The sequence below is a fragment of the Desulfurispirillum indicum S5 genome (assembly GCF_000177635.2).
GTDB classification, from domain to species: Bacteria; Chrysiogenota; Chrysiogenetes; order Chrysiogenales; family Chrysiogenaceae; genus Desulfurispirillum; species Desulfurispirillum indicum.
Genome location: NC_014836.1, coordinates 1415628 through 1439497, shown reverse-complemented (window position 1 = coordinate 1439497; position 23870 = coordinate 1415628). Strand labels below are relative to the sequence as shown.

General features: G+C 54.6%; 23 protein-coding genes. 18 read left to right on the top strand and 5 right to left on the bottom strand.

From position 1 onward, the window contains the following. Nucleotides 1–4: 4 nt before the first annotated feature. Nucleotides 5–670, bottom strand: a complete 666-nt coding sequence (locus SELIN_RS06765; protein ID WP_013505921.1) for a cell division ATP-binding protein FtsE — start codon at nucleotides 668–670, stop codon at nucleotides 5–7. Between the two features lie 452 nt (nucleotides 671–1122). On the opposite strand from SELIN_RS06765, the gene SELIN_RS06760 reads away from it, so the two are divergent. The 9 genes from SELIN_RS06760 to hypE all read left to right on the top strand — a co-directional run bounded on the left by SELIN_RS06760 (nucleotide 1123) and on the right by hypE (nucleotide 9838). Further along, on the top strand, nucleotides 1123–2034 hold the full coding sequence (locus tag SELIN_RS06760) for a tyrosine-type recombinase/integrase (protein WP_013505920.1): 912 nt from the start codon (nucleotides 1123–1125) through the stop codon (nucleotides 2032–2034). Further along, the gene (locus SELIN_RS06755; protein WP_013505919.1) at nucleotides 2031–3380 is read left to right on the top strand and encodes a glutathione synthase; all 1350 of its coding nucleotides are present in this window, start codon (nucleotides 2031–2033) and stop codon (nucleotides 3378–3380) included. Before SELIN_RS06760 ends, SELIN_RS06755 begins: the two co-directional genes overlap by 4 nt. Then, nucleotides 3380–3952, top strand: coding sequence for a manganese efflux pump MntP (locus SELIN_RS06750; protein ID WP_013505918.1), 573 nt, complete (start codon nucleotides 3380–3382; stop codon nucleotides 3950–3952). Before SELIN_RS06755 ends, SELIN_RS06750 begins: the two co-directional genes overlap by 1 nt. Before the next feature lie 186 nt (nucleotides 3953–4138). Continuing rightward, on the top strand, nucleotides 4139–4387 hold the full coding sequence (locus SELIN_RS06745; RefSeq protein ID WP_013505917.1) for a helix-turn-helix transcriptional regulator: 249 nt from the start codon (nucleotides 4139–4141) through the stop codon (nucleotides 4385–4387). Continuing rightward, entirely contained in the window at nucleotides 4384–6654 is a 2271-nt protein-coding gene (hypF, locus tag SELIN_RS06740; protein WP_013505916.1) for a carbamoyltransferase HypF, read from the top strand. Before SELIN_RS06745 ends, hypF begins: the two co-directional genes overlap by 4 nt. 17 nt (nucleotides 6655–6671) lie before the next feature. Continuing rightward, nucleotides 6672–7469: a hydrogenase nickel incorporation protein HypB gene (gene hypB / locus SELIN_RS06735; RefSeq protein ID WP_013505915.1), complete on the top strand. Its 798-nt coding sequence runs from the start codon at nucleotides 6672–6674 to the stop codon at nucleotides 7467–7469. Nucleotide 7470: 1 nt separating this feature from the next. Beyond that, nucleotides 7471–7716: a HypC/HybG/HupF family hydrogenase formation chaperone gene (locus SELIN_RS06730; protein ID WP_013505914.1), complete on the top strand. Its 246-nt coding sequence runs from the start codon at nucleotides 7471–7473 to the stop codon at nucleotides 7714–7716. Then, nucleotides 7713–8837 carry a hydrogenase formation protein HypD gene (gene hypD / locus SELIN_RS06725; protein WP_013505913.1) on the top strand — a complete coding sequence of 375 codons (1125 nt, stop codon included), beginning with the start codon at nucleotides 7713–7715 and terminating at the stop codon, nucleotides 8835–8837. The genes SELIN_RS06730 and hypD overlap by 4 nt, the downstream gene beginning before the upstream one ends. Beyond that, nucleotides 8834–9838, top strand: a complete 1005-nt coding sequence (gene hypE, locus SELIN_RS06720) for a hydrogenase expression/formation protein HypE (RefSeq protein WP_013505912.1) — start codon at nucleotides 8834–8836, stop codon at nucleotides 9836–9838. The genes hypD and hypE overlap by 4 nt, the downstream gene beginning before the upstream one ends. Nucleotides 9839–9853: 15 nt before the next feature. Here hypE and SELIN_RS06715 read toward each other — a convergent pair whose 3' ends face one another. The 4 genes from SELIN_RS06715 to SELIN_RS06700 form a co-directional block, all read right to left on the bottom strand. Next, nucleotides 9854–11107, bottom strand: coding sequence for an EAL and HDOD domain-containing protein (locus SELIN_RS06715; protein WP_013505911.1), 1254 nt, complete (start codon nucleotides 11105–11107; stop codon nucleotides 9854–9856). Nucleotides 11108–11226: 119 nt separating this feature from the next. Continuing rightward, the gene (locus SELIN_RS06710; protein ID WP_013505910.1) at nucleotides 11227–12216 is read right to left on the bottom strand and encodes an NAD(P)H-quinone oxidoreductase; all 990 of its coding nucleotides are present in this window, start codon (nucleotides 12214–12216) and stop codon (nucleotides 11227–11229) included. Between the two features lie 127 nt (nucleotides 12217–12343). Then, nucleotides 12344–12919 (bottom strand): aminoacyl-tRNA hydrolase, encoded by a 576-nt coding sequence (gene pth, locus SELIN_RS06705; protein ID WP_013505909.1) that lies wholly within the window; start codon nucleotides 12917–12919, stop codon nucleotides 12344–12346. Nucleotides 12920–12925: 6 nt separating this feature from the next. Then, nucleotides 12926–13867 carry a ribose-phosphate diphosphokinase gene (locus SELIN_RS06700; RefSeq protein ID WP_013505908.1) on the bottom strand — a complete coding sequence of 314 codons (942 nt, stop codon included), beginning with the start codon at nucleotides 13865–13867 and terminating at the stop codon, nucleotides 12926–12928. 183 nt (nucleotides 13868–14050) lie between these two features. Here SELIN_RS06700 and SELIN_RS06695 point away from each other — a divergent pair, with 183 nt between their 5' ends. From SELIN_RS06695 to gspE, 9 genes are all read left to right on the top strand, one after another. After that, nucleotides 14051–15073, top strand: a complete 1023-nt coding sequence (locus SELIN_RS06695) for an aspartate-semialdehyde dehydrogenase (protein WP_013505907.1) — start codon at nucleotides 14051–14053, stop codon at nucleotides 15071–15073. A gap of 7 nt (nucleotides 15074–15080) precedes the next feature. Then, entirely contained in the window at nucleotides 15081–15821 is a 741-nt protein-coding gene (locus SELIN_RS06690; RefSeq protein ID WP_013505906.1) for an SDR family oxidoreductase, read from the top strand. 27 nt (nucleotides 15822–15848) lie between these two features. Then, nucleotides 15849–16703 (top strand): hypothetical protein, encoded by an 855-nt coding sequence (locus SELIN_RS06685; protein WP_013505905.1) that lies wholly within the window; start codon nucleotides 15849–15851, stop codon nucleotides 16701–16703. Further along, nucleotides 16703–17317, top strand: a complete 615-nt coding sequence (locus SELIN_RS13890; RefSeq protein WP_013505904.1) for a thiamine phosphate synthase — start codon at nucleotides 16703–16705, stop codon at nucleotides 17315–17317. The genes SELIN_RS06685 and SELIN_RS13890 overlap by 1 nt, the downstream gene beginning before the upstream one ends. Further along, the gene (locus SELIN_RS06675) at nucleotides 17314–18426 is read left to right on the top strand and encodes an RtcB family protein (protein WP_013505903.1); all 1113 of its coding nucleotides are present in this window, start codon (nucleotides 17314–17316) and stop codon (nucleotides 18424–18426) included. Before SELIN_RS13890 ends, SELIN_RS06675 begins: the two co-directional genes overlap by 4 nt. A gap of 97 nt (nucleotides 18427–18523) precedes the next feature. Beyond that, nucleotides 18524–19267 (top strand): type II secretion system protein N, encoded by a 744-nt coding sequence (gene gspN, locus SELIN_RS06670; RefSeq protein ID WP_013505902.1) that lies wholly within the window; start codon nucleotides 18524–18526, stop codon nucleotides 19265–19267. A 65-nt stretch (nucleotides 19268–19332) separates the two neighbouring features. Beyond that, the gene (locus tag SELIN_RS06665) at nucleotides 19333–20307 is read left to right on the top strand and encodes a type II secretion system protein N (protein WP_013505901.1); all 975 of its coding nucleotides are present in this window, start codon (nucleotides 19333–19335) and stop codon (nucleotides 20305–20307) included. 147 nt (nucleotides 20308–20454) lie between these two features. Next, a complete protein-coding gene (gene gspD, locus SELIN_RS06660; RefSeq protein WP_013505900.1) occupies nucleotides 20455–22371 on the top strand; it encodes a type II secretion system secretin GspD in 1917 nt (638 codons plus the stop codon). 17 nt (nucleotides 22372–22388) lie between these two features. After that, nucleotides 22389–23870, top strand: a complete 1482-nt coding sequence (gene gspE, locus SELIN_RS06655) for a type II secretion system ATPase GspE (protein ID WP_013505899.1) — start codon at nucleotides 22389–22391, stop codon at nucleotides 23868–23870.

Here is a 23870-nt window from a genome sequence, read left to right as displayed (position 1 = left end):
TCGTTTAAGGTGAAACATCATAGCTGATCATTCCGTTATCCACCCGATAGACAGGAATGCCGGAGCCTTCCACCAGGTGATTGTCGTGGGTTGCAAAAAAAACCGTGGTGCCCATATCGCATATCTTCCTGAAAATACGAAAGATATCGATGGATTGCTTCATGTCAAGGTTACCGGTCGGCTCATCGGCAATGATGACGGGAGGATTGTGTATAAGTGCGCGGGCTATTGCCACGCGCTGCTTTTCACCGCCAGAGAGCTGCATCACAGGCGCGTGAATGTACTTCACCAGGCCCAGCATTTTACAGACTGCCTCCACCCTGCGGTCGATTTCCCTGCGAGCGGTGAATCCACAGATATGCAGCGCAAGTGCGATGTTATCGTAAACATTGAGACGCTCAATAAGGCGATAGTCCTGAAAGACCACACCAACGTCGCGACGATGCCTGGCCAGCTCATTGCCACGCAGATCCGGCACATTACGGCGGTTCACCAGCACGCTTCCCTGGTTCGGGTGCTCTTCGCCCAGGATCAGGTTGATAATCGTCGTTTTCCCCGCGCCACTGGGACCACAGAGAAAGCAGAACTGTCCCTTGGCGATGCGTATGTTCACACCGGAAAGTTCAAAGTGATCCCCATAACTTTTCGTAACATTGTAAAATTGAATCATGGCGATTGGTCCTTCGCGACACTTTCTGATGCTTTGCACCTCCTAGTTGTACTCAATTCCTCCCATTAACCGCAAGATGAATGCGCCTTATTCCCATTTATGTCTTCCTGGGCCAAATTAAACGTTTTTCCCTTCTTTCACCTTCTGCGAGGGGCATGGTATGCCCGGCGAGGATTTCGTGTCCTGATTTTCATTTTTCGAATGCGAATTTCCCTCCTATTCATGGCAATTACACCATAGACAGTGATATGCAAAATTCCCGATAGATTTAATAGGGTTTGATCTTTCGCATATTTGTAATGAAATATATTATTTCATTACAAATATGATTGCAAATACTCCATTGCAATGGTAACGTGTTCCGCATAAATGTCTTACAAAATGCAGCGCATGAGTAAACTAAAAATGGGCCACCTGGTCTCATAGTGTGAAAACACAGGGGTAATGAAACCATGAATTCCATGCAGAGGATCATAAAAAATTTTTGCAGCTATATGCGCATGGAGAAGGGTTGTTCCCCGGGAACCATTTCAAAATATTCCCAGGAGCTGGGAAGGCTTGCGGAACATCTGTACGAGCAGGGTATCCATGACTGGCAGGAGGTTACGCACCTGGAACTGCGGGCATATCTCTATCAGCGAGCCGGCAATCTCTCAAAACACACGTTCTCCACAGTGCTTGCGACCCTGAAGTCCTTCTTCCGCTTTACGGTACGCGAAGAGATAACCCACGCCAATCCAACCACGAAACTCTCTTTTCCCCGCAGGTCTCCACAGGATAAACTCCCGCAGTATGTGAACTCAGAAGCTCAGTCGGAGTTCCTGCAACAGCTTCTGTCACTGAAGCGCAATTTCACCAATGACCGGAACCGCTCCATTATTTTCACGTTTCTCATGACGGGCATGCGAACATCGGAGCTGTGCTCTCTCAAGCGCAGTAATGTTTCCGCTGGAACCCAGACCTTTATCATCACGCGCAAGGGTGGTAAGCAGCAGGTTCTGCCCATGGCCACAGAACTTGTAAAAATTCTGGATACCTACTGGACACCTTGGTATGATGCCATTCCTTCGGAATACTACTTCTGCACAAAACAGGGACAGCCCATGACGCCGCGCACAATATGGCACCTGGTGTCGCGCCAGCTGCAGAGAGTAGATACCCTCAGCTGTACGAAGCAAGGTGCCCACGTCCTGCGTCACACCTTTGCCACGAATCTTGTGCGACGCAAGGCGAACCTCATTGAAATACAGAATCTTCTGGGCCACGCCGATGTGCGCATGACACAGATATACACCCATGTATCCCCAGAATCCCTGCGCAGTACGGTCAACCTCCTTAACCTCCAGGAAAGGGATAACCATTGATAAACGAGAAAGATACCCTGGCCATAGAGTATGCATGCATCCACGGGCTGCTGCAGCTCTCCCCTGAAGCAACACTGCGGCACGCTCCCCTCAGTGTCTCCCCCTACACCATCAGTCAGCACCTGCAGCACACCATGACGACATTGACACCTGTCTGCAACCAGCTGCTCCATAATCTGTCACGGGATCATGAGTGTCTGCTGGACATGCATACTCCCCTTGCTGATGGCGACGAGTTTATGGCAATTCTCCTGGATATAGCCCGCAGTGCGTCTTCCACCCAGCCGGCAAGCCTGCATATGTTCCGCAATGACTTTATGGTGGAAGAACACGAAGGTGTTCTGTGGCCAAAGCTGGTGGAGTGCAATACCATTTCGGCAAGCTTTCATGGCCTCATGCAGCGCGCGACTCAGGTGCACTCTCACCTGGCGAAACTCGGACACCTGCCGGCTATCCTTCCCCAGGAACCCCTGGCAGAGCTGTGCAGTGGTTTTCAGGCCGCGTTAGCCATAATGGGGCTCCCCGACCCCTGCATACTCTTCGTCGTGCAGCCCCATGAGCGAAACATCTTTGATCAGCGCCTGATTCAGTTCGCCATAGAGAGCCACCTCAGCGTACCCGTAGTTCGCCTGAGTCTGACAGAAATAGCCCGCGAGGGCGTCCTGCGTAATGGCCACCTTTTTGTGCAGGGCAAACCTGTCGCCGTGGCCTATTTCCGCTCCGGTTACACTCCGGAGGACTATCCCAGCCAGATGGCCATTGATGGCCGCAAACTGCTGGAAGCTGCCGACTGCATCAGGACACCGGATATCTTTACCCACCTGGCGGGAACAAAACTTGCGCAGCGCGCACTGGGAAAGCCCGAATTTCTTCGGAACTACCTGGATGCCACCTCCATCGCACCTCTGCTTCAGGTCACCAAAGCCATGTACCACCTTGATGAAATCCACCCGTCGGGTGTGCCGATCACAGATCACGTCAGGCGCTTTCCCCAGAACTATGTCCTGAAGCCACAGCGCGAAGGTGGTGGGAATAACACCTACGCAGATGATATTCCCCCTGCCCTGGACGCTCTCAGCGACAAGCGCAGACAAGCCCATGTGCTTATGGAGAAGATTCACGCCCACACCCACACCGCTCGACTGATTGTCGATGGAAACGCGGAAGATCAACTTTGCATCAGTGAAACAGGGCGCTATGGCATGATGGTCCATGATGGCACCGCAACGCTGATCAACCGGGATATCGGCTACCTGGTGCGCACCAAAGCGGCCAGCAACAACGAAGGTGGCGTCTGCTCAGGCTACGCCTGTCTGAATACCTTAACCCTGGAGGCGCATCCCTGATGGCTTTGTATGCGATCCTGCTCATTGCCATAGCGCTGGCCATGGATTCCTTTGCGGTATCCATCGTCAACGGGTGCACCATCCGCAACCTGCGCGTACATCATGTCATGAAAGTTGCCTTCTGTTTCGCGGTATTTCAGGCCCTGATGCCGCTGGCAGGCTATGTTGCCGGTGTCGGCTTCCGCGACTATGTCAACAGTTACGGCCATTGGATTGCCTTTTTCATTCTCCTCTTTGTTGGCGCAAAAATGGTATATGAGTCCTTTTCGCTGGGCAGCGAGGCGCAGCACTGCCCCATTGCCCGCGAAGAGCGCGCCCACTCTCTGCGACGCATCCTGTTGCTCTCCTTCGCCACCAGCATAGATGCCCTTGCTGTTGGCGTCAGTTTCTCCTTGCTGAATCTTTCCATCTGGTTTCCTGTATTCATCATAGGTCTTGTCACCTTTGCGTTTTCCTTCGCAGGAGTGTACATCGGCAATCGCTTCGGTCGTGTGCGCGAAGAGTATATCGAGCGTCTGGGCGGGGCGATCCTCATCGCTATCGGTGTGAAAATCCTTCTGGAGCATCTGTAATATCAAACAAATGAAACCATGTGACACGGACATAAAAAGTCAGTGTTAAGAAAATTCATTGACACTCCACAGGGCAGTATATAACATTACAGCCACGATATTATACCGATCAGTATACTGAACATTGTGCACCCGCCCCGCCAAGTTTATAAGTTTCATTTAACCTCATTCAGTCAGGTGTAGAGCATGTCTTCAAAAAAATCACCTATTCACCCTCTTTATCAATACCGGGTTTTCCGTGACCTCACCCAGGAACATATCGCCAAAAGCATAGGTGTTTCCAGGGCCCATATCAGTGGCATAGAGCGAGGCACCCACGTCCCGTCAAAAAAACTGGCTCAGGCAATTGAGCAGGCAACCATTGGCGTGGTAAAGGCAGAAGATATTTTGCTGTTCCACGACCATTACTCTGAAGAGAACTCCAAACCCAAGTGAGCGCGAAGCAAAAGCTCTACTGGCACATCGAAATAAACGGGATAGTCCAGGGTGTTGGATTTCGTCCCTTTGTCTATCGAATCGCCCGCCAGATGAATTTGCCCGGCACTGTCAGAAACAACAGTGCCGGAGTGGAAATACAGGTGTGTGGGAGTAACGATGACATCAATGTCTTCTGTGAACGTATCCGCACTGAAGCTCCGCGAGTCTCCAGGATTGAGACACTCACCGCAACCATAACAGCACCCTGTAATCTTCCAGAGTCATTCACCATTGACGCAAGTCACGGAACAGCGCCGCCCCTGACATCCATCAGCCCGGATCTCGCCATTTGCCATGAGTGCCTGCAGGAGATGTTCGACCCCCGGAATCGACGCTACCTGTACCCATTCATCACCTGCACCCACTGCGGACCGCGATATACCATCATGGCCAACATCCCCTATGATCGCCCCAACACCTCCATGGCAGCCTTTGCCATGTGTGATGACTGCCGACAGGAATATACTGATCCCGTCGACCGCCGTTACCATGCGCAACCAGTGAGCTGCTTTCACTGCGGGCCAACTCTGCGTGTCCTGAACCAGCAAAGCCAGTGTCTTGCCACGCAAACCGATGCTGTGCGCCTGGCAGCCCGTGAAATACTTCAGGGAAACGTAATCGCCGTCAAGGGATTGGGCGGCTTTCACCTGCTGTGCGATGCAACGAATCACCGGGCAGTGGAGTCGCTGCGCGAGCGCAAACACCGCTACGGAAAGCCGCTGGCAGTCATGTTCCGTGACCGTGAGCATCTGTTATCCTATTCACCCTGCGATGAAACGGCATTGCAGCTCCTCGAAAGTCATCGTGCGCCCATTGTCCTGCTGGAACGTCTGCCGCACTCCCGCCACCGTCCCCTCAGTGAACTGGTCGCGCCGGGTGTTCCAACGCTGGGAGTCTTTCTTGCCTATACACCGCTGCACCGCCTCCTGCTGCATCTGGTCAACCGCCCAGTGGTCGCCACCAGTGCCAACATCAGTGATGAACCGATCATCACGAATGTTCATGACCTCTACGCCAGACTCAGTGGTGGTTTTGCATTTGCCCTTGATCACGATCGCCCGATACTCAATGGCTGTGATGACAGCGTCATGACCTTTGCAGGCACTCGTCCGCTTATGTTGAGAAGCGGCCGGGGCTATGCACCTGTCAGCTTTCCCCTTGAACATTCATTTCGCCAGCACGTGCTGGCAACGGGGCCCCAACAAAAAGTCACCATTGCCCTTGGCATCGAAGATCAGCTTGTGGTCAGCCCGCACATCGGTGACCTTGAATCGCCGGAGTCCCTGCAGTTTTTCTCGGAAACCAGGAAGACTCTGTGCCGGCTGTATCAGTCAGAGCCAGAGCGCCTGCAGCACGACCTACATCCGCGTTATATGACGACGCAGTGGGCGCTCCAGCAAGGCGTACACTGCCACGGCGTACAGCACCACCACGCCCATGCCCTCGCGGTCATGATGGAACACGGCCTGCATGAACCCGCACTGGCCTTTGTGTGGGACGGCACAGGCTATGGCACTGATAACACCCTTTGGGGAGCCGAGACTCTGTTGCTGCATGGTGCGTCCTGTGAGCGCCTGTATACGATACATCCACTGCGCTTACTTGGTGGTGAAGCCGCCGTACGCGAGCCCCGCCGCATCGCCCTGGCCTGCCTGCTGCAGATGTATGGTCCAGACGCGCTTCGAACCTGTCGCCACCATCCCGCACTGCGCAGTTACAGCGACGCAGAACTGCAGATTCTCCTCAGTGCATGGCAAAAAGGTGTAAACGCACCGCTGAGTACCTCCGTAGGGCGCCTCTTCGACGCCGTTGCCAGCCTGTGTGGCATCTGCCAGAAAGCCGACTATGAAGGCCAGACCGGACTGCTTCTGGAAGCCCTTTTTGACCCCTCAGTACCGTACCCGCCTCTGGTTTCTCTGCCAGCGGCAGGCCACAGAATTGACTACCGTGAGCTCTTCAACTATATACTCCTGGGAAGCGATGTGCGGCAGTCGGTCAGCGTCTTTTTCCGCGCACTGGTGCACACCATCGAGCAGATCAGCCAGCAGCATCCTCAGTTGCCTGTCATCTGCACCGGTGGAGTGTTTCAGAACAGAGTTCTGGTCAAGTTGCTGGACGAGTATTTTCAATGTTCCGGCCAACGCTTGTACATGCCGGTCGTTCTGCCTCCCAACGATGCATCCATTGCGGCGGGGCAGGCATACGCGGCTCTTCTATCATCCTAATCATTCGGGAGTTTTCCATGTGTACGAATTGCGGCTGCCCGGCATCAGGCCAACAGCACCATGACCACAGTCATTCTCACTCTCATTCTCACGAACATGGCCACAGCCACGGGCGTGACCATCATCACCATGGCACCCTAGAGGAAAACCCTCACCTGTCTTCAGCAAAAACCCTTGAGGTGATGTCGAGCCTGCTGGATCAGAACAACCGGTATGCCATGGTCAATCGCAAGCGGTTTGACCAGCATGGCATTACCGCTATCAACCTCATGGGCAGCCCCGGAAGTGGTAAGACAAGTCTGCTTGAGGCCACGGGAACCTTTCCCCAGATTCGTCTGGGGGTCATAGAGGGCGACCTTGAAACCTCCCAGGACGCGCAGCGACTGCAGGCTATTGGCATACCGGCTTACCAGATCACCACAGGCACAGCGTGCCATCTCGACGCCCATATGGTTGGCCATGGCATGGACCATATCCCCCTGCATGAGCTCGATTACGTCGTGGTGGAAAACGTCGGCAACCTGGTCTGCCCTGCCAACTTCGAACTGGGCACACACGCCAATGTGGTACTGCTCTCGGTTCCCGAAGGTCATGACAAGATAACCAAGTATCCGGTCATCTACCGCTATGCTGATATTATCATCATCACGAAGGTGGACCTGCTGCCCCATTTTGATTTTTCCCTGGATCGGGTACGCCACGATCTCTCCCATATCAACCCAGGCGCGACCCTGTTAACGCTCTCCACCAAAGACCCACAGTCGGTGCAGAACTGGCTTGCCACCCTGCAGAATCTTCGTCAGAAGGAAGGTTGACATGTGCCTCTCCATTCCTTCAGAAATACTCTCCATTGACGAAAATAACATGGCCCTGATTGACACCATGGGGGTACGTCGCCATATCAGCCTTGACCTGATGCCGGAGCCCGTTGAAGTGGGAGACTTTATACTGCTGCATGTGGGATTCGCCATTGGCAAGATTTCCCGTGAAGAGGCTCTGGCCAGTCTTGAAACCTATCGCGAGCTCCTGGAGCAAATGGAAAACCGGGACGGCACCCTGTGAAGAATACGCTGGAACTGACCGCGGCCCTGCGCCATCCACAGGCGATTCAAGCCATGGCGTCAGCCATCGGAACCGCTGCCACAATGCTTGAGACACCCCTGCACATCATGGAAATCTGTGGCGGGCACACCCACTCCATCATGAAATATGGCATCGATACTCTGATGCCGGAAAACATCCGCTTTGTCCATGGCCCCGGGTGCCCCGTTTGCGTGCTACCCAAGGTACGAGTCGACCATGCCATCTGCATGGCAACCCAGCCTGACACTATTCTCGTCTGCCTGGGCGATATGATGCGCGTTCCAGGCAGTGGCGGCCAAAGCCTGCAGCATGTCCGGGCAGACGGCGCCGATGTGCGCTTTGTGTACTCACCGCTGGATGTGCTCCCCATTGCGGCAGAAAACCCCGGCAAGACCGTGGTGTTCTTTGCCATCGGCTTTGAGACTACGACACCGACCACAGCATCACTGCTGCATACGGTCCAGGCAAATAACCTGAGCAATATCGTCTTCCATATCAATCACGTCATGGTGCCTCCTGCCGTAACAGCACTTCTGCAATCGGGATCTTCATCTGTTAACGCCTTTATCGTCCCGGGCCATGTCAGCGCCATCAGTGGCTGGAAGCCCTATGAAAAGCTTGCGGAAGAACATCAGGTCCCCTTTGTGGTCTCCGGCTTTGAGCCGGTGGACATTCTGGCAGCCGTACGAACGATAGTCACGCAGTCGCTGGAAAAAAAACCTGCGGCACACAACGACTACAGGCGGGTCGTCTCCTATGAAGGCAATTCACGCGCCCGTGAGCTGGTGGACTTATATTTTGAACCGCGCAGCACCTTTCCCTGGCGCGGACTCGGCGATATCCCTGCCAGTGCCCTGCAACTGAGGGAACGCTTCCGTCATCTTGACGCGGAAATCCTCTTTCAGTCCGTTTTACCGGAAAATTCCAGTGATGATCATCGCAACTGCCTGTGTGGAGCTATTCTCCGTGGCGTAGCCCTGCCCGGACAGTGCCAGCTCTTTGGCAGGCAGTGTACTCCGTCCAATCCTCAGGGAAGTTGCATGGTAAGCAGTGAAGGTGCCTGTGCCGCTTATTACAAGTATCGCGGAGAAGCCCTATGAAGGAATCCATTCAATTAGCCCATGGAGGCGGAGCAGCGCAGTCAGCTGAGCTTATCCGCGAACTGTTTTTTCGCTACTTTTCCAATGAAATACTTTTACAGGCCGAAGACGCCGCCGTCCTTCCCATGTCGGGAGGAAAACTGGCCTTTACTACTGACGGATTTACCGTTTCTCCACGCCAATTTCCCGGTGGCGATATCGGCAAGCTGGCGGTTTGCGGAACCTGTAATGATCTGGCCATGATGGGTGCCAGACCACGGTATATGAGTGCTGGATTCATTCTCGAAGAAGGGTTCGCCCTCAGTGAGCTGGAGGCACTTGTGCGCTCCATGGCTGAAGAACTGGCTCACAATGGCTGCCAGATCGTTACCGGTGACACGAAAGTTGTTCCACGTGGCAGTGCCGATGGCCTCTATATCACCACCAGCGCTGTAGGTTCCGTGGAAATACCCTCGCTGAGTGCCGCAGCTCTGCAGCCGGGGCACAGAATCGTCGTATCCGGCCCGGTAGGGGATCATGGTACCGTGATTTTTGCCCAGCGTGAAGGAATGGACCTGCAGACTGACCTGGTCAGCGACTGTGCATCACTGTGGCCTGCCGTGCAGGAAATTATCCAAAACGGCATCCCACTAGTCGCCATGCGCGATGCTACCCGAGGGGGACTCAGCGCCGTGCTCCATGAGTGGGCGCAGCAGTCTTCAGTTTCCCTCACGGTGCAACAGGATGCCATTCCCGTGCGGCCTGAAGTGCTCGGCATCTGTGAACTGCTGGGATTTGAGCCCTACCACCTGGCCAATGAAGGCACCTTTGTACTGGCTGTGGAGGCTCGTCATGCCGCAGAACTCGTGGAAGTTCTGCGCACGAAAACCGCTTGCCATCAGGCCAGCATCATTGGTGAAGTGTGCGAAGGGCATCAGGGAAAAGTCATTCTGGAAACGGCCTGGGGAACCCGCAGATTCATGGAGATGGGATCAGGAGAGCTGTTGCCGAGGATCTGCTGAGTTCACGCCATGGCGTTAAACGTTGTTGATGAAATCATTGAGCCACTCATGACTCGCGTTTACGGCTTCATCAAAGGTGACCGGGGAGATTCCCAGGGACTCCAGGGCATCATACATCTCGCTGTGATGGCGCTGCTCTTCGGCGATGACAATAAAGAGCAGCCGCCCCAGCAGGCCCTTCTGTGTCAGAAGCGCTTGAGCCATTTCTGCCGGCAACAGAATGTTTTTCACGAGCTCCTGTTTGGAAATACCGATAACCGTATCCACCAGAGAGAGGATTCCCAGGAAGAACGCCGAATCACCCAATGGTGCGTACTTGCCGCCGCTGTAGCGGATAAGAAGTTCTTCCATCAGCTTTGCCCGCATCAGGGCCGTTTCAAAGATAACGTCCTTTTTCTTTTTCTGGGAAGCAGTGCCACTGTCGGGATATGCGAAATTCAGCAGCATCAGCCAGCTTTTGAGCTTCTTGAGCCCCAGGAGTTTTATGGCATGCCCGATAGACCGTATGGGAGTGGTGAAGTTCATGGCACCGGAGTTCATGTAGCGCAACAACGTATAGCTGAGCTCAGGATGCCCCTTGAACTCGTGTTCAATAACCGATGGTTCACTGTTCTGGTTTATCAGTCGCAGGATGCGCAGGATGGGGGCTTTGCTGGGATTATACTCTTCTGAGCGCAGAACCTCCGGCTGAGCGTAGAAGTATCCCTGAAAGTAGTGAAATCCGATCTTTTTGCACTCATGGAAGATATCCCAGCTCTCCACCTTCTCGGCCACCAGCTTGGCTGGAAGTTTCTTCAGTATGGGGATCTTCTGAGCCAGTCTGGGAATAGTGACTTTCTGCAGGTCAATCTTGATATAGTTGGCCTTTTTAATGAGGGGGCCGAAACGCTCAATATACCAGTTTTCAAACTCAAAGTCCCCAAGGGCAAAGCGAAAACCATTCTGCTTGTAGGCATCCATCTTCGCCAGGAACTTCTCATCCACATCGGTTTTGGCCAGAATCTCCAGCACCAGCTGATCCTTTGGAATAATATCAACAAAATCCTGGGAGAAAAAGGCCGTATCGACATTGATAAAGCCCGGGCGATCGCCGAGTACCTTTTTCGTGCCGAAGTTCCCCAGAATATTGGCCATCATCTTGGCGTTGACAATCTTGTCATCGGAGATAATCGCCCGATTCATCATGCCCTGACGGAAGAAAAGTTCGTAGGCAAAAACCTGCTGATCAGCATCTATGATTGGTTGACGTCCGATAAAGACTTCAGACACGGTAACCTCTGTTTCATGGTGTAAGCTTGGATCTTTCTTGATAAACAGAAGCGATTATAGTGCACCTGAAGGGTATGTCAAAGAAAAAAGGGCGGATGAAATCCGCCCTCAATGAAGGGTTAATGCGGTATGGTCAGCACAATTTTGCCGAAGTGATGATCCTCTTCCATGGTGCGGTGAGCTTCGACAACCTCATCCAGACTGAAGGTACGGTGAATCATGGGAACGATGGTGCCATCGGCAAATTTTGGCAGGGCGGTGCGGGTGAATTCCGCCACAATTTCCGCCTTTTCCTTGACTGGACGACTGCGCAGAACAGAACCGATGATCTGCTGTCTTTTCACCATCATCAGAGCCAGGTTGAGTTCAGCCTTTATGCCACTGGTAACACCTATGATCACCAGCCTGCCCTTGTAGGCCAGGGACTTCATATTGGGATCAAGATATTTGGCGCCCACATGGTCGAGAATAACGTCTACGCCCTTCTTGGCGGTAAATTCCTTGACGGCATCGGCAAAATTGGGCGTCTCTTCATAGTTGACTACCAGATCCACCCCAAGATCCTTGACGCGATCCTGCTTTTTTGTGGAGGCCGTCACGATCAGTTTGGTATTGGGAGTGAGCGCCTTGCACAGCTGGATGGCTGCGGTATTGACGCCACCACCTCCACCGTGGAGGATAGCCGTCTGGCCATCGCGTAATTCGCCAATCATAAAGACGTTCAGAAATGCGGTTATATAGGATTCACAGACACAGGCGGCCTGTTCAAAACTCATGGAATCGGGAATCGGCATCAAATGGCTGGCATAGGCCACGGCATACTGGGCATATCCTCCACCACCGACCAGAGACATGACACGATCACCAACCTGGTACCCGGTGACACCCGGACCAATCTCTTCAATGGTGCCGGCCACTTCCAGGCCGAGAATTTCCGAATCACCAGGCGGGGGCGGATAATTACCCTCCCGCTGCACCAGGTCCGGACGATTAATGGACGTCGCCATAACCTTGATTAAAACCTGGCCTTCGGCAGGTGCCGGCTTGGGCGCATCCCCAACCTTCAGTACCTCAAGCCCTCCAAAACCCTCCATTAACACTGCGCGCATCTATGCACCTCCGTACAGATATAATCAAACAGGGTTTCAAAGCTACCATATTTTACAACCAGGTCACAAGTCTGTGTTTCCCTGAGCATGAGTTCAGGAGGATCGACGCAGCTGGTGCTCACGCCACCTATATCGACAGCGCATCACCGTTATAGATATTCATGGCGGACTCCAGGCCGTGGGCGGCACTGTGGAGCACTGCCTCGGCGGCATGGTTGAGAAAGGAGTCGAGGCTCTGAATCTGTTCGGAGCTGAAGCTGGAGAGCACATGCTGGTTGACGCTCATGGGAGGCTCCGGTTTCCCAATACCGCATTTGGCGCGTATATACTGAGGAGTTCCGCACTTGCGGGTAATGTCGGCAATACCGTTGTGCCCTCCCGGCGACCCTCCCATTTTCAGCTTAAACCGCCCATAGGCCATATCAAGATCGTCCTGAATCACGATCATATCAACAGGAGAGAGCTTGTGCCACCCGAGTACCTGACTGACCGAATCTCCACTGAGATTCATATAGGTCTGGGGCATGAGCAGCAGGATTTTCTGCTGCGCAAAAGTTCCCTCACCCAGAAGCCCGCTGAACTTCTGGCGAAAACTCGGAACGCCGAGTTTCTGAGCGATTCGTTCTACGACCATAAAGCCGATGTTATGCCGATGGTTGCGATACTGCGCACCGGGATTTCCAAGTCCAACGATCAGTTTCATCAGACCTTAACCGAAGAGGGAGCTGATACTTTGACCGTGATATACCCGTGAAATAGCTTCAGCAAAGAGCTTTGATACGCTTACCGTCTGAATTTTCTCACAACCCGCATTGCCTTGGGGCAGCGCAATGGTGTCGGTGACGATCACTTCCTTGAACGGGGTTTCGGTAATTCGGCTGATGGCAGGCCCGCTGAGTACCGCGTGGGTGCAGAGGCCGTAGACATCGCAGGCACCATTGGACTTCAGGGCCTCGACGGCTTTACAGATAGTTCCAGCCGTATCGATGATATCATCAACGATAACGAGATTCTTTCCCCTGACGTCGCCGATGACATTCATGACTTCACTGACGTTCGGCCCGGTACGACGCTTATCTATCATAGCCAGCCCGGCATTGAGCATCTTGGCAAATCCACGCGCGCGTTCCATGCCACCGGCATCGGGACTGACAACGATAAGATCCTGGATCTGTTTTTTTCGGAGATTTTCCACGAGAATGGGCATAGCGTAAAGGTTATCCACGGGAATGTCGAAGTATCCCTGAATCTGACCAGCGTGCAGATCCATGGTCAGCACACGGCTGACTCCAACCGTCTGCATCAGGTCGGCGACCATTTTGGCGGTTATGGGCACGCGCGGTTCGGCCTTGCGATCCTGACGGGCATACCCGAAATAGGGCACAACCGCAGTAATGCTCTTGACGGAAGCTCTTTTCAGGGCGTCACACATGATCAGCAGTTCCATGAGGTGGTCATTTACCGGAGCGTGGGTGGACTGCACGATATACACATCGCGTCCACGGACATTCTCATTGATTTTCACACGAATTTCGCCGTCACTGAAACGTCCCACATGGGCGTCGCCCAGGGGCAGCCCCAGCTCGTTGGAAATACTGAACGCCAGATCTTTGCTGGCATTGCCGGAAAAAATAACCAAGTCATTCTGCATGTGGCGGCTCCTGAGTGATCTGAATATGCTGTCGGCGGAGGTTATGCCCAATTACGCCATCTTTTGCAAGCATAAACCGAACGTGATTTTTCCTCAATACACGTGAGCACTTTGCACCTGTCGGGTTATTATGCTATTTTACGCACTTCTTTTATGTTACCTGCAACCAAATGTGGAGGCACCATGACTCAGTTACAGAAAAAAGACCGCTACAATGTCGCCATCGCCGGGGTAACCGGTGCTGTGGGGGAAGTTTTCCTGCAGATTCTTGAAGAGCGCCAGTTCCCCATCCACCAGCTGAAGCTGCTGGCATCACCACGCAGCGCGGGCAAGAAGATCACCTATGCCGGCAAGGAATATACGGTAGAAGCACTGACCCAGGATTCATTTGCCGACGTGGATATCGCCCTGTTCTCAGCGGGAGGAGGAACCAGTAAAGAGTTTGCCCCCATTGCCGCCCAGGCGGGTGCCGTCGTCATCGATAACAGCTCTGCGTTCCGCATGGATGAAGATGTTCCCCTGGTCGTCCCTGAGGTCAATCCGGCCGATGCCTTCAGGCATAAGGGAATCATTGCCAACCCGAACTGCACCACCATTATCATGGTGGTTGCCCTGAAACCCCTGCACGACTACAGCCCCATCAAGCGTGTGGTGGTGTCATCCTACCAGTCTGCCTCCGGCGCTGGTGCCAAGGGTATGTACGAACTGCAGAATCAGACAAAGCAGTTTTGCGCTGGCCAGCCCCTTGAAATTCAGGCCTTCGCCCACCAGCTCCTGCAAAACGTCATACCGCATATAGATACCCCACAGGACAACGGCTACACCCGCGAAGAGATGAAAATGTTCCATGAAACCCGTAAGATCATGGGTGACCAGAATATCCGCGTCAGTGCCACCTGTGTACGCGTGCCGGTTATCTCCGCCCATTCCGAAGCGGTGACCATAGAAACGGAGCAGCCCATCAGCGTGGAAAAGGCCCGCGAACTGCTCAGCGCGGCACCTGGCATCAAGGTAGTTGATGACCTGCCCAACAAGGTTTATCCCATGCCACTTTTTGTGGCAGGACGTGATGACTGCGAAGTTGGCCGCATCCGCAAGGATCTGGCCTTTGAGAATGGCCTCACCTTCTGGGTTGTCGGTGACCAGCTACGCAAAGGAGCCGCGTTGAATGCCATTCAGATTGCCGAACTGCTGATTCAGAAGTAATTCTCCTATGCTGTCCGCACCCCCTGCCACCGCCATAGTCACCGGGGCGTCCGATCGTATCGGACGTGCCGTAGCTCTGCACCTGGCGAAGCGAGGGTATCGCGTGGCCATCACCTATCACACCAACCGTGAGGGTGCTCTGGCCACGCAAAAGCTGCTGGAGCAATACACTCCATGCACTGTCCTTTGCCACGATCTGGCGACCCTGAATAACCCCGGTGATATCCTGGAGCAGGCCCACGCGGCTACGGGCGCACCTGTGCATTGTGTGATTTACGCTGCCAGCTTTTTTGAAAAGTCTACTCTGAAAGCCATTGATACTGACCATATGCTCCAGAATTTCTGGGTGCACCTCTTTTCTCCCATACTCATGGCCAAAGCGCTCCATCTTCATATGACACATGCGGACGTGCAAAACGGCAACTTCGTAGTTTTCTGCGACCAAAGGGTCTATCAACGCACCACTACCCGCGCTGCCTATGAACTCAGCAAGAAATCCCTGGCAGAGTTCACCAGAATGGCAGCCAAGACCTTTGCCCCCACGTTGCGCTGCAACTCCATTTCTCCCGGTCCTATCCTGCAGGCCACGACAGAAACCGACGCGGAATTTCGCACCCTGATCGAAAAGAACGTTCCCCTGAAACGCCAGGGGAGTGTTGAGCATATACTGCAGGCACTGGACTTTCTGTTGCAGTGTGACTATGTAACCGGAATCGATATCCCCGTTGACGGGGGAGAACATCTCTGACCCTGCCATCCCAAGGAGCCTTTTGTCATGCCAAAATCCCTTTTAAAGCATATACTTGATGATGCACGCCCCTCAACACAACAGTGGCGCCAGCTGTTCACCACCGACACGACGCTGTTGCGCAATTGTGCTGAAGTGCTGCGGCGACGCTATCTGAGTAACGTTCAGTTGATCGGCCGCTACTATGAAGAACTCCCCGAAACGCATCAGCTGCGCGACGATCTGCGCAGGGGATACCGTCTCTTTCTGACTCCCGGCCCCCTTTGTCCTGAAGATTCGGATTTCCCACTGATAGACGAACGCCAGTACTTTCTCTCTACCCGAAGTGCCCTTCCTGACCCCGGAACAGAGGCTATCCCTTCGCTGCGCGTTCTGGAACTTCACCAGGTAGAGCACCTCACCTTGCCCCAGGAGGAGGCCCAGCAGATATTTCTTATTCGTCACCATCCCCAGGAGTCCGAAAACCGTCACATTCACCTGCTGAGCCTCCTGCGCATCGCCTTTCCGGCAAGCACCATCGGCATAATCAACAGTCCTGCCCACTATCAGGATCTGTGCAATCTGACCCTGGTGCAGCACGATGACCAGCACGCGCCCAGTGTGCTGGACGATGAGGCGTACCGCATAACCCGCAGCAAGTTCATTCCCAGCATTCACTGGCAGAAGGCCCCCTTCTCTCCCCGTCAGAGCGGCACCTATGAAGCGGGCGCGGCCCTTTCCCTGCGTTACTTCTGCCGTATTATCTCCGACGAGGATACCCGTGCGGATATCATTCGTTTCTGCAACCACTGTCTCTACACCAATACACCCCGCTATCCCCGGAACTTCGCGAAACGCCTGGAACACGAAGATGAACGGGATATCCCGGAAATCCCCCATTGATGAGCCTGGCTATCTATGTCATCACCGACAGCCGGAGTTTCGAGACCTCCGACGCCTTTGTCGACCACTACCGTGCTATCGCCTGCGACCATCGTGTCACGGGGGTTCTTCTGCGGGAACCGGACATGGCCAGCGATGCGTATCTGCGACTCGTACACCGTCTTGCCGACTGTGGCAAGCTGATCGTCCACTCGCGCAACATCACCACACCTCAGCACGCCCACGAGCTGTATGAACAGCACCTGTGCACCGCCATCCACTGCGCCGAGCGCGATATGGACTTCCTGGGCGCCATGAAACTTCCCTGCTCAGTATCATGCCACCACCCGGAACAGGCCCAGGCACTGCTGCGCGCCTATGAACATCTGCGCTTTGTGACCCTCAGTCCGATCTTTCCCACACCAAAGCCCTATAGTGTCACACCGCTCGGAATCTCAGCCCTGATGGATGTGGATGTCTCGCTCCGCTCACGGGTCGTTGCCCTGGGTGGTATCAACCAGCAGACGTTGTCTTTGCTGCAGCGGGTGGAGGGGCTCGGTGGCTGGGCCGCAATCGGCTGTTTTCTGCGCGATTCCCACAACATCCTGGCAACGCCGTTCTGCGATAACCCATGAAGAAGACGAACCGCCCGGCCCCCTATCACATTTTTGGCAACGACATTGAGCCGGCAGCCATGGAACAGTTTCTCAGCGCCATGGATCAGCCCTATGTGGTTCGCGGAGCACTGATGCCCGATGCCCATAAGGGCTACGCGCTGCCTATAGGAGCCGTCGTCGCTACCGATGGTGTTGTTGTGCCCGCATGGGTGGGGTACGACATCGGCTGCGGTGTCCTGGGTGTGCCCACCACATTTCCCTTGTCTGAAGTCCGCCAGAATGCCGCAGCCATTTTCCGCTCTCTCTACGAACACATCCCTGTGGGTTCTGCCCACAACCAAAAGCCTGTGCCCTGGAACTGTTCCCATCTTCCACGCTCAGCGGTTCTGGAAGAGTACTTCCGACGCAAAGGGCTTTATCAGCTTGGTACCCTGGGCTCAGGCAATCACTTTCTCGAGATCGGTTACGATGAACTGGAGCGGATCTGGATTCTCGTACACTCCGGTTCCCGTCATCTGGGGCATACCATGGCCACACACTACATGAAGGTCGCCAGTAAGAGCTCAAGGGCCCGCGAAGGCCACTACGCACTGGATGTCCGCTCGGCAGCTGGCAAAGCTTATATTGATGATATGCACTTCTGCCTGTCGTTTGCCCTGGAAAATCGTCTCGAAATTGCGCGCAGAGCAGCAGAAGTGCTCTCTCGGCGCATCAATGGTTCCCCACAGTGGGTGTCCCTGATCAATCGCAACCACAACCACGCGGCCCTGTATAACGGCTGGTGGATCCATCGCAAAGGGGCAACGCACGCGGAAAGTGGCATGGCTGGTATTATTCCCGGCAATATGCGTGACGGGAGTTTTGTGGTGGAAGGACTGGGCAACCCCAAAGCGCTGTGGTCGAGTTCCCATGGTGCCGGACGTCTACTGGGTCGAGCGGAGGCGAAACGTGAACTCAGTCTGCACGAGTTCCGACAGTCCATGGAATCCGTCGTTGCCTGCGTACAGGAAAGTACCCTTGATGAGGCACCCATGGCCTACAAGAACATTCACGCCGTGCTGGAAGCGCAATCAGAGCTCGTGGTTATCCGCCATCATGTTCAACCCCTGATTAATATCAAAGGCTGACAGGCGTGAGTTCCTCATTTACAACCGCCAGTCAATTGCCTACATTAAACCTCAGTGGTTTGCACACCACTGTTGAGACTCCTGAAAGGTTCACGGAATGCTGACAAAAAAACGCATTTTTGGAATAGTTCTCGCCTTTTTCCTGCTCTATGGCTTTTTCCTCGTCACCACGATTCCGGCAGCGTACATCTGGGCGAAGATTCCCGCCCAGGACACCATCACCCTTACCAGGATATCCGGAACCCTGTGGAATGGGAATGCCTCCTTGCATTACGGCCCTCTTCCGCCACTGCCCGTAAGCTGGAAAATATCTCCCCGCCTGCTGTGGCAGGGAAAGGTGCTGCTGGCTTTCCGTGTTCAGGAAGGCCGGACTGACATAGATCTCGGCATTGCCGCTGCTCCCTGGGGTGCAGTACAGCTTATGGCATCGGGAAGACTTGACGCCACGACAGTGCAGCCCTTGCTGCAGACGCTGAATCTGCGTGTTCCAGGGCATCTTGAGATTCGGCGGGTTCACGTGAACATCCATGGCGATGAAATTCGACAGGCTGACGGTACGCTGCACTGGAGTGGCGGACTGGTTGAATCCACCCAAAGCGGCAACGCGTTTACCATTAACATGCCGGTTCTGGTCGGCAATCTCAGCCATGAGGAACAACGCGCCATCCTGCGTATTGGCCGTGAAGGTGACGATCAACCGGTAGGTGAGATCAGCCTTGGACCCGATGGTTGGGCCCGCCTGCAGATCATGTCCCATCTTACCCGCGCCATTCCTTTACCCTGGAATATTCCGGGGCGAGCTGGTAGTATTCTCTTTACTTATGAAGAAAAGGTATTCTGACATGCGGAACCCTATGCGTATACTCGCTGCTTCTCGAGATGTAACTCCCCTGAGTATAATTCACCATGACCGATAAGCTGCCAGTATTTTCCGCTCTTGCCGCCATTAACGGAACCCGGCTCCTGCAGATCAGCAGCATGCTGCTGATTCTCGGCGTACTGGCAAGCACCTCCCACACCCTTGCGCGTCTCACCTGGACGCTCCTGGAGCCTGTGCCGGTGATATTTGCGTCACCAAAGACACCAGCTCCGCGTCAGCAGGCCGTACCGGAAGCTTCCCTGGCACAGAACATAGAGCAATTACACCTGTTCGGCAAACCAGCACCGCCGGAAGAGCCTCAGAGTGTCTCCCTCGATGAGGTGCAGGCACCGGAAACCCGTATGCGACTTCGCCTTGAGGGAGTGTTCCTTTCAGAAGTACCAGAGTATTCCAGCGCCTTTATTGCTGAACAGTCCCGACCAGGTGAAAGGTACACTATAGGCGACCGCGTCAGCCAGGGGGTAACCCTCGCCGCCGTTTTCGCTGATCGCGTTCTGCTGCAGCGGGGAGAAGCCTATGAAACCTTGCGTTTCCCCGACAGCGGGGACTCCGACAGTGGGATACGGGCGGAAACACCGGCAAACGCTTCGCGATCATCGCGTCCCTCGGCACGTCGTGCTGCCGCGGATATACCAGCAGATCTGACAGCTTCCCAGCAGCTGACAGAGAATATCCAGCAGATGGACGCAGGCTCCTTTATGGAAACCTATATGCCCATCATGCAGACGAATCCACAGGCCATTCTTGATGGGGCAGGTCTGGAACCACGAGGTTCTTCTGGTGAAAGCAGGGGTTATACGGTGGGAGCTCAGGCCCCGGCTGCCCTCATGAGCCAGCTGGGACTGCAGCAGGGCGATGTAATTGTCTCGGTCAACAGTCACCCCGTTGGAGATGTACAACGTGACCGCCAGCTCATCAATCAGATTGTGGAGTCTGGCGTCGCCCGCATAGAAATACAACGAGGTCAGCGAACCTTTGTGGTTACCTATCCGCTGCGCTGACCGCCGCACACCGGCTTAATCCACACCTTTGGTGGTCTTTTGGCAGGCAACTGAAGGGAATTTCACTTGAACCAGGCTCCAGAACGTGAAATGATGCCTTTCCGATCATCTTTACTGAATGACACTCCACTTATACAGAGCAGGTATATGAGATTGCGCACCATCACCACCATTACAGCAGTAGTGACACTTCTCTTGTTTTACACCCTGAATTCGGCAGTCGCTCAGGAGCGGCAGACCTGGACGGTCAACCTCAAAGAAGCCGAGATCAGCACCCTCATAGACCAGGTCTCATCCATCACCAAAAAGAATTTCGTGGTTGACCCCCGGGTGCGAGGCAAAGTCACCGTCATCTCGCAGACGCCCATGAACCGTGACAGCATCTATGAGCTTTTCATGGCGGTTCTGAATGTGCATGGATTTATCACTGTCGAGGGTGAAGAAGCCATTAAGATTCTGCCCAACGCCATAGCGCGTCAAGGAGCCATCCCCTATGACGCAGAGGGCACCATGTTGGGAGAAACTCTCATAACCCGCGTGCTGCCACTGCGTAATACGCCTGCAGCCGAGCTGATTCCCATCCTGCGCCCCCTGGTGCCCCAGTACGGCCACCTGGCCGGTGTGCCTTCCGCCAACGCCATCATTATCAGTGATCACGCGGAGAATGTCTCGCGCATAGCCGATATCGTCGATCGCCTCGACCAGGAAGAGAGTGAAGCCATTGCCATTGTCGACCTTCAGCACGCCTGGGTTGGACAGTTAGCCGGCCTGCTGGAGAAAATAGCTACTCCCCAGGGAGGACAGCAGCAACGCTCCCCTGCGGCGGGCATCCGCATTATCGCCGATGAGCGCAGTAACCGCCTTATACTGAAGGGAACACAGAAAGCGCTGGAGGAATACCGGCAGCTGATCGATTCCCTGGATATTCCCGTTAAGACCACAGGCTCAACCATGGTCCTGCGCCTGAGCCATGCCGATGCCACCAAAATGGCGGAACTGCTGAAGGGCCTGGTGGAGGGAAGAACAGCGTCAGCCAGTGGCTCCGGTCGTGATTCAGCTCCGGCGCCAGCGGAAAAATTCAGCATTCAGGCCGACGAATCACTGAACGCCCTGGTGATCCGCGCCGAACCAGCCACCATGGCTGAAATACAATCCATTATCGCGCAGCTTGATGTGCGAAGAGCCCAAGTGCTCATTGAAGCCGTTATTGTCGAAGTTGTCGGCGACTCCCTGAATCAATTAGGTGTACAACTGGCGGCCCGCAGCGCTGGTGACACACTTGGCCCCATCGGTGGAACTTCGTTTTCCAATGCAGGCACAAGCCTCAGTAATATTCTCACCAGCATAGCGACACAGACCCCCCCCACTATCAGCGATGGAATGAGCCTGGGAGTAGCAACCACCAGTGGCAGCGTGGAGATGGGTGCCCTGCTGACGGCTCTTGCCTCCGTAACCAACGCCAACCTGCTTTCCACTCCCAGTATTCTCACCCTGGATAACCAGGAGGCCAGCATTCTGGTCGGCCAGAATATTCCTGTGCGTACCGGTACCTACTCCCACGATTCCGGCACCAACCCTTTCACCACCATTCAGCGTCAGGATGTGGGCATTGTCCTGAAAACCACACCCAGTATCTATGAAGGGAACTCCGTGCGCATGCAGGTAGAACTGGAGGCATCCTCTGTGCTCACGGAAGGCACCGATGGCATCATCACGAATAAGCGGGAGATCATCACCACTATACTGGCCGATAACAATGAAACCATTGTTCTTGGCGGCCTGATTAAAGATGATGTCCAGGAGGTCGTCAGCAAGGTTCCGCTGCTCGGTGACATCCCTCTGCTGGGAAGACTCTTCCAGGCACGACGTCAGCGGGTTGAAAAGCGCAATCTCCTGGTTTTTCTGCGACCGACCATTCTACTGACCCAGGAAGACTCCGCTTCCCTGAGCCGTGAAAAGTATACCGGCATTTATGAGCTGCAGCTGAATCCACCAAAACTGAGGGGGATACCCATGGGTGTCAAACCATCCTTACCGGAAAACATTGAAGACATATACCGTTAGAGCGAGCCAGTACTCCTATGCCCTTACCCCAGAGATTACCCTTTGGATTTGCGAAACGCCATCAGCTCCTCTTACAGGAAGATGAAAACGGCGGCGTTCACGTCCTCTACCGTCAACCACCTGCACCGGCTGCTATCGCAGAAGTCCAGCGATTCGTCGGACAGCTGACCCCTTTTCTGCAGGTGGATGAGCAGGAGTTTTCTGCGGCCCTTTCCACGGCGTACCAGAACGACTCTTCCGCTGCCATGGAGATGGTGGAGGAGCTGGGTGACGATATGGATCTCGCCAGCCTGGCCGACTCTGTGCCTGAGACCGAAGACCTTCTGGAACAGGAAGATAACGCCCCCATCATCCGTCTGATCAATGCCCTGCTCACGGAAGCCATACGGGAAAACGCTTCGGATATCCATATCGAGACCTTTGAGCGCAACCTGATCGTGCGCTTTCGCATTGATGGCGTCCTGCGCGAGATGGTGCGGCCCAAGCGGGCCCTTGCGCCGCTGCTGACTTCGCGCATCAAGGTCATGGCCCGTCTCGATATCGCCGAAAAGCGCATCCCCCAGGATGGTCGCATCTCCCTGAAAGTCGGCGGCAAGGAAGTGGATGTGCGGGTATCCACCATGCCTTCCATTAACGGTGAACGCATCGTCCTGCGCCTGCTGGACAAACAGGCAGGACGCCTGGATCTGGCACAGCTGGGAATGTCCACGCAGAACGCGCGACTCCTCAACGACATCATCCACAAGCCCCATGGCATTATCCTGATCACCGGACCCACCGGCTCCGGGAAAACCACGACACTCTACGCCATGCTGACCCGACTCAACGACAAGAGTCGCAATATCCTCACCGTAGAAGACCCCATTGAATACAACCTCGAAGGCATCGGCCAGACCCAGGTGAACACCAAAATTGATATGACCTTCGCCCGCGGGCTGCGCGCCATACTGCGCCAGGATCCCGATGTGGTCATGGTCGGTGAAATCCGCGACCTGGAAACAGCGGAGATATCCATCCAGGCCAGTCTGACTGGCCACCTTGTCCTCTCGACCCTGCACACCAACAGCGCTGCCGGAGCCATCACCCGCCTGCAGGATATGGGAATCGAGCCCTTTCTGCTCTCCTCCAGCATGCTCGGAGTACTGGCCCAACGACTGGTGCGCGTCCTGTGTAAACACTGCCGCGAAGCCTACGAGGCCAGCGAGGAGGAGTGCGCACTTCTGCAGGTGAATGGCAGTCTGCAGGCTCCGGTCATTTATCGCGCCACTGGCTGCAAGGAGTGTAACCACCTTGGATATCGCGGCAGAACAGGTATTTACGAGCTGATTACCTTTAACGACGAGCTGCGCACCATGGTGCACCGCCGCTCGTCGGAACAGGAGCTGGAAGCCTATGCCCGCAAACACAGTGCCAGTATACGCGCTGATGGGGCCAGAAAAGTACTGGAGGGTGAGACCACGCTGGAAGAAGTTCTGCGCGTCACCCTTGAGGACGGCTGA

Excerpts from the sequence above, each read along its gene's own strand:
- SELIN_RS06765 (WP_013505921.1), bottom strand. The coding sequence starts at position 670 with ATGATTCAATTTTACAATGTTACGAAAAGTTATGGGGATCACTTTGAA.
- SELIN_RS06760 (WP_013505920.1), top strand. The coding sequence starts at position 1,123 with ATGAATTCCATGCAGAGGATCATAAAAAATTTTTGCAGCTATATGCGC.
- SELIN_RS06750 (WP_013505918.1), top strand. The coding sequence starts at position 3,380 with ATGGCTTTGTATGCGATCCTGCTCATTGCCATAGCGCTGGCCATGGAT.
- SELIN_RS06745 (WP_013505917.1), top strand. The coding sequence starts at position 4,139 with ATGTCTTCAAAAAAATCACCTATTCACCCTCTTTATCAATACCGGGTT.
- hypB (WP_013505915.1), top strand. The coding sequence starts at position 6,672 with ATGTGTACGAATTGCGGCTGCCCGGCATCAGGCCAACAGCACCATGAC.
- SELIN_RS06730 (WP_013505914.1), top strand. The coding sequence starts at position 7,471 with ATGTGCCTCTCCATTCCTTCAGAAATACTCTCCATTGACGAAAATAAC.
- hypE (WP_013505912.1), top strand. The coding sequence starts at position 8,834 with ATGAAGGAATCCATTCAATTAGCCCATGGAGGCGGAGCAGCGCAGTCA.
- SELIN_RS06710 (WP_013505910.1), bottom strand. The coding sequence starts at position 12,216 with ATGCGCGCAGTGTTAATGGAGGGTTTTGGAGGGCTTGAGGTACTGAAG.
- pth (WP_013505909.1), bottom strand. The coding sequence starts at position 12,919 with ATGAAACTGATCGTTGGACTTGGAAATCCCGGTGCGCAGTATCGCAAC.
- SELIN_RS06700 (WP_013505908.1), bottom strand. The coding sequence starts at position 13,867 with ATGCAGAATGACTTGGTTATTTTTTCCGGCAATGCCAGCAAAGATCTG.
- SELIN_RS06695 (WP_013505907.1), top strand. The coding sequence starts at position 14,051 with ATGACTCAGTTACAGAAAAAAGACCGCTACAATGTCGCCATCGCCGGG.
- SELIN_RS06690 (WP_013505906.1), top strand. The coding sequence starts at position 15,081 with ATGCTGTCCGCACCCCCTGCCACCGCCATAGTCACCGGGGCGTCCGAT.
- SELIN_RS06685 (WP_013505905.1), top strand. The coding sequence starts at position 15,849 with ATGCCAAAATCCCTTTTAAAGCATATACTTGATGATGCACGCCCCTCA.
- SELIN_RS13890 (WP_013505904.1), top strand. The coding sequence starts at position 16,703 with ATGAGCCTGGCTATCTATGTCATCACCGACAGCCGGAGTTTCGAGACC.
- SELIN_RS06675 (WP_013505903.1), top strand. The coding sequence starts at position 17,314 with ATGAAGAAGACGAACCGCCCGGCCCCCTATCACATTTTTGGCAACGAC.
- gspN (WP_013505902.1), top strand. The coding sequence starts at position 18,524 with ATGCTGACAAAAAAACGCATTTTTGGAATAGTTCTCGCCTTTTTCCTG.
- SELIN_RS06665 (WP_013505901.1), top strand. The coding sequence starts at position 19,333 with ATGACCGATAAGCTGCCAGTATTTTCCGCTCTTGCCGCCATTAACGGA.
- gspD (WP_013505900.1), top strand. The coding sequence starts at position 20,455 with ATGAGATTGCGCACCATCACCACCATTACAGCAGTAGTGACACTTCTC.
- gspE (WP_013505899.1), top strand. The coding sequence starts at position 22,389 with ATGCCCTTACCCCAGAGATTACCCTTTGGATTTGCGAAACGCCATCAG.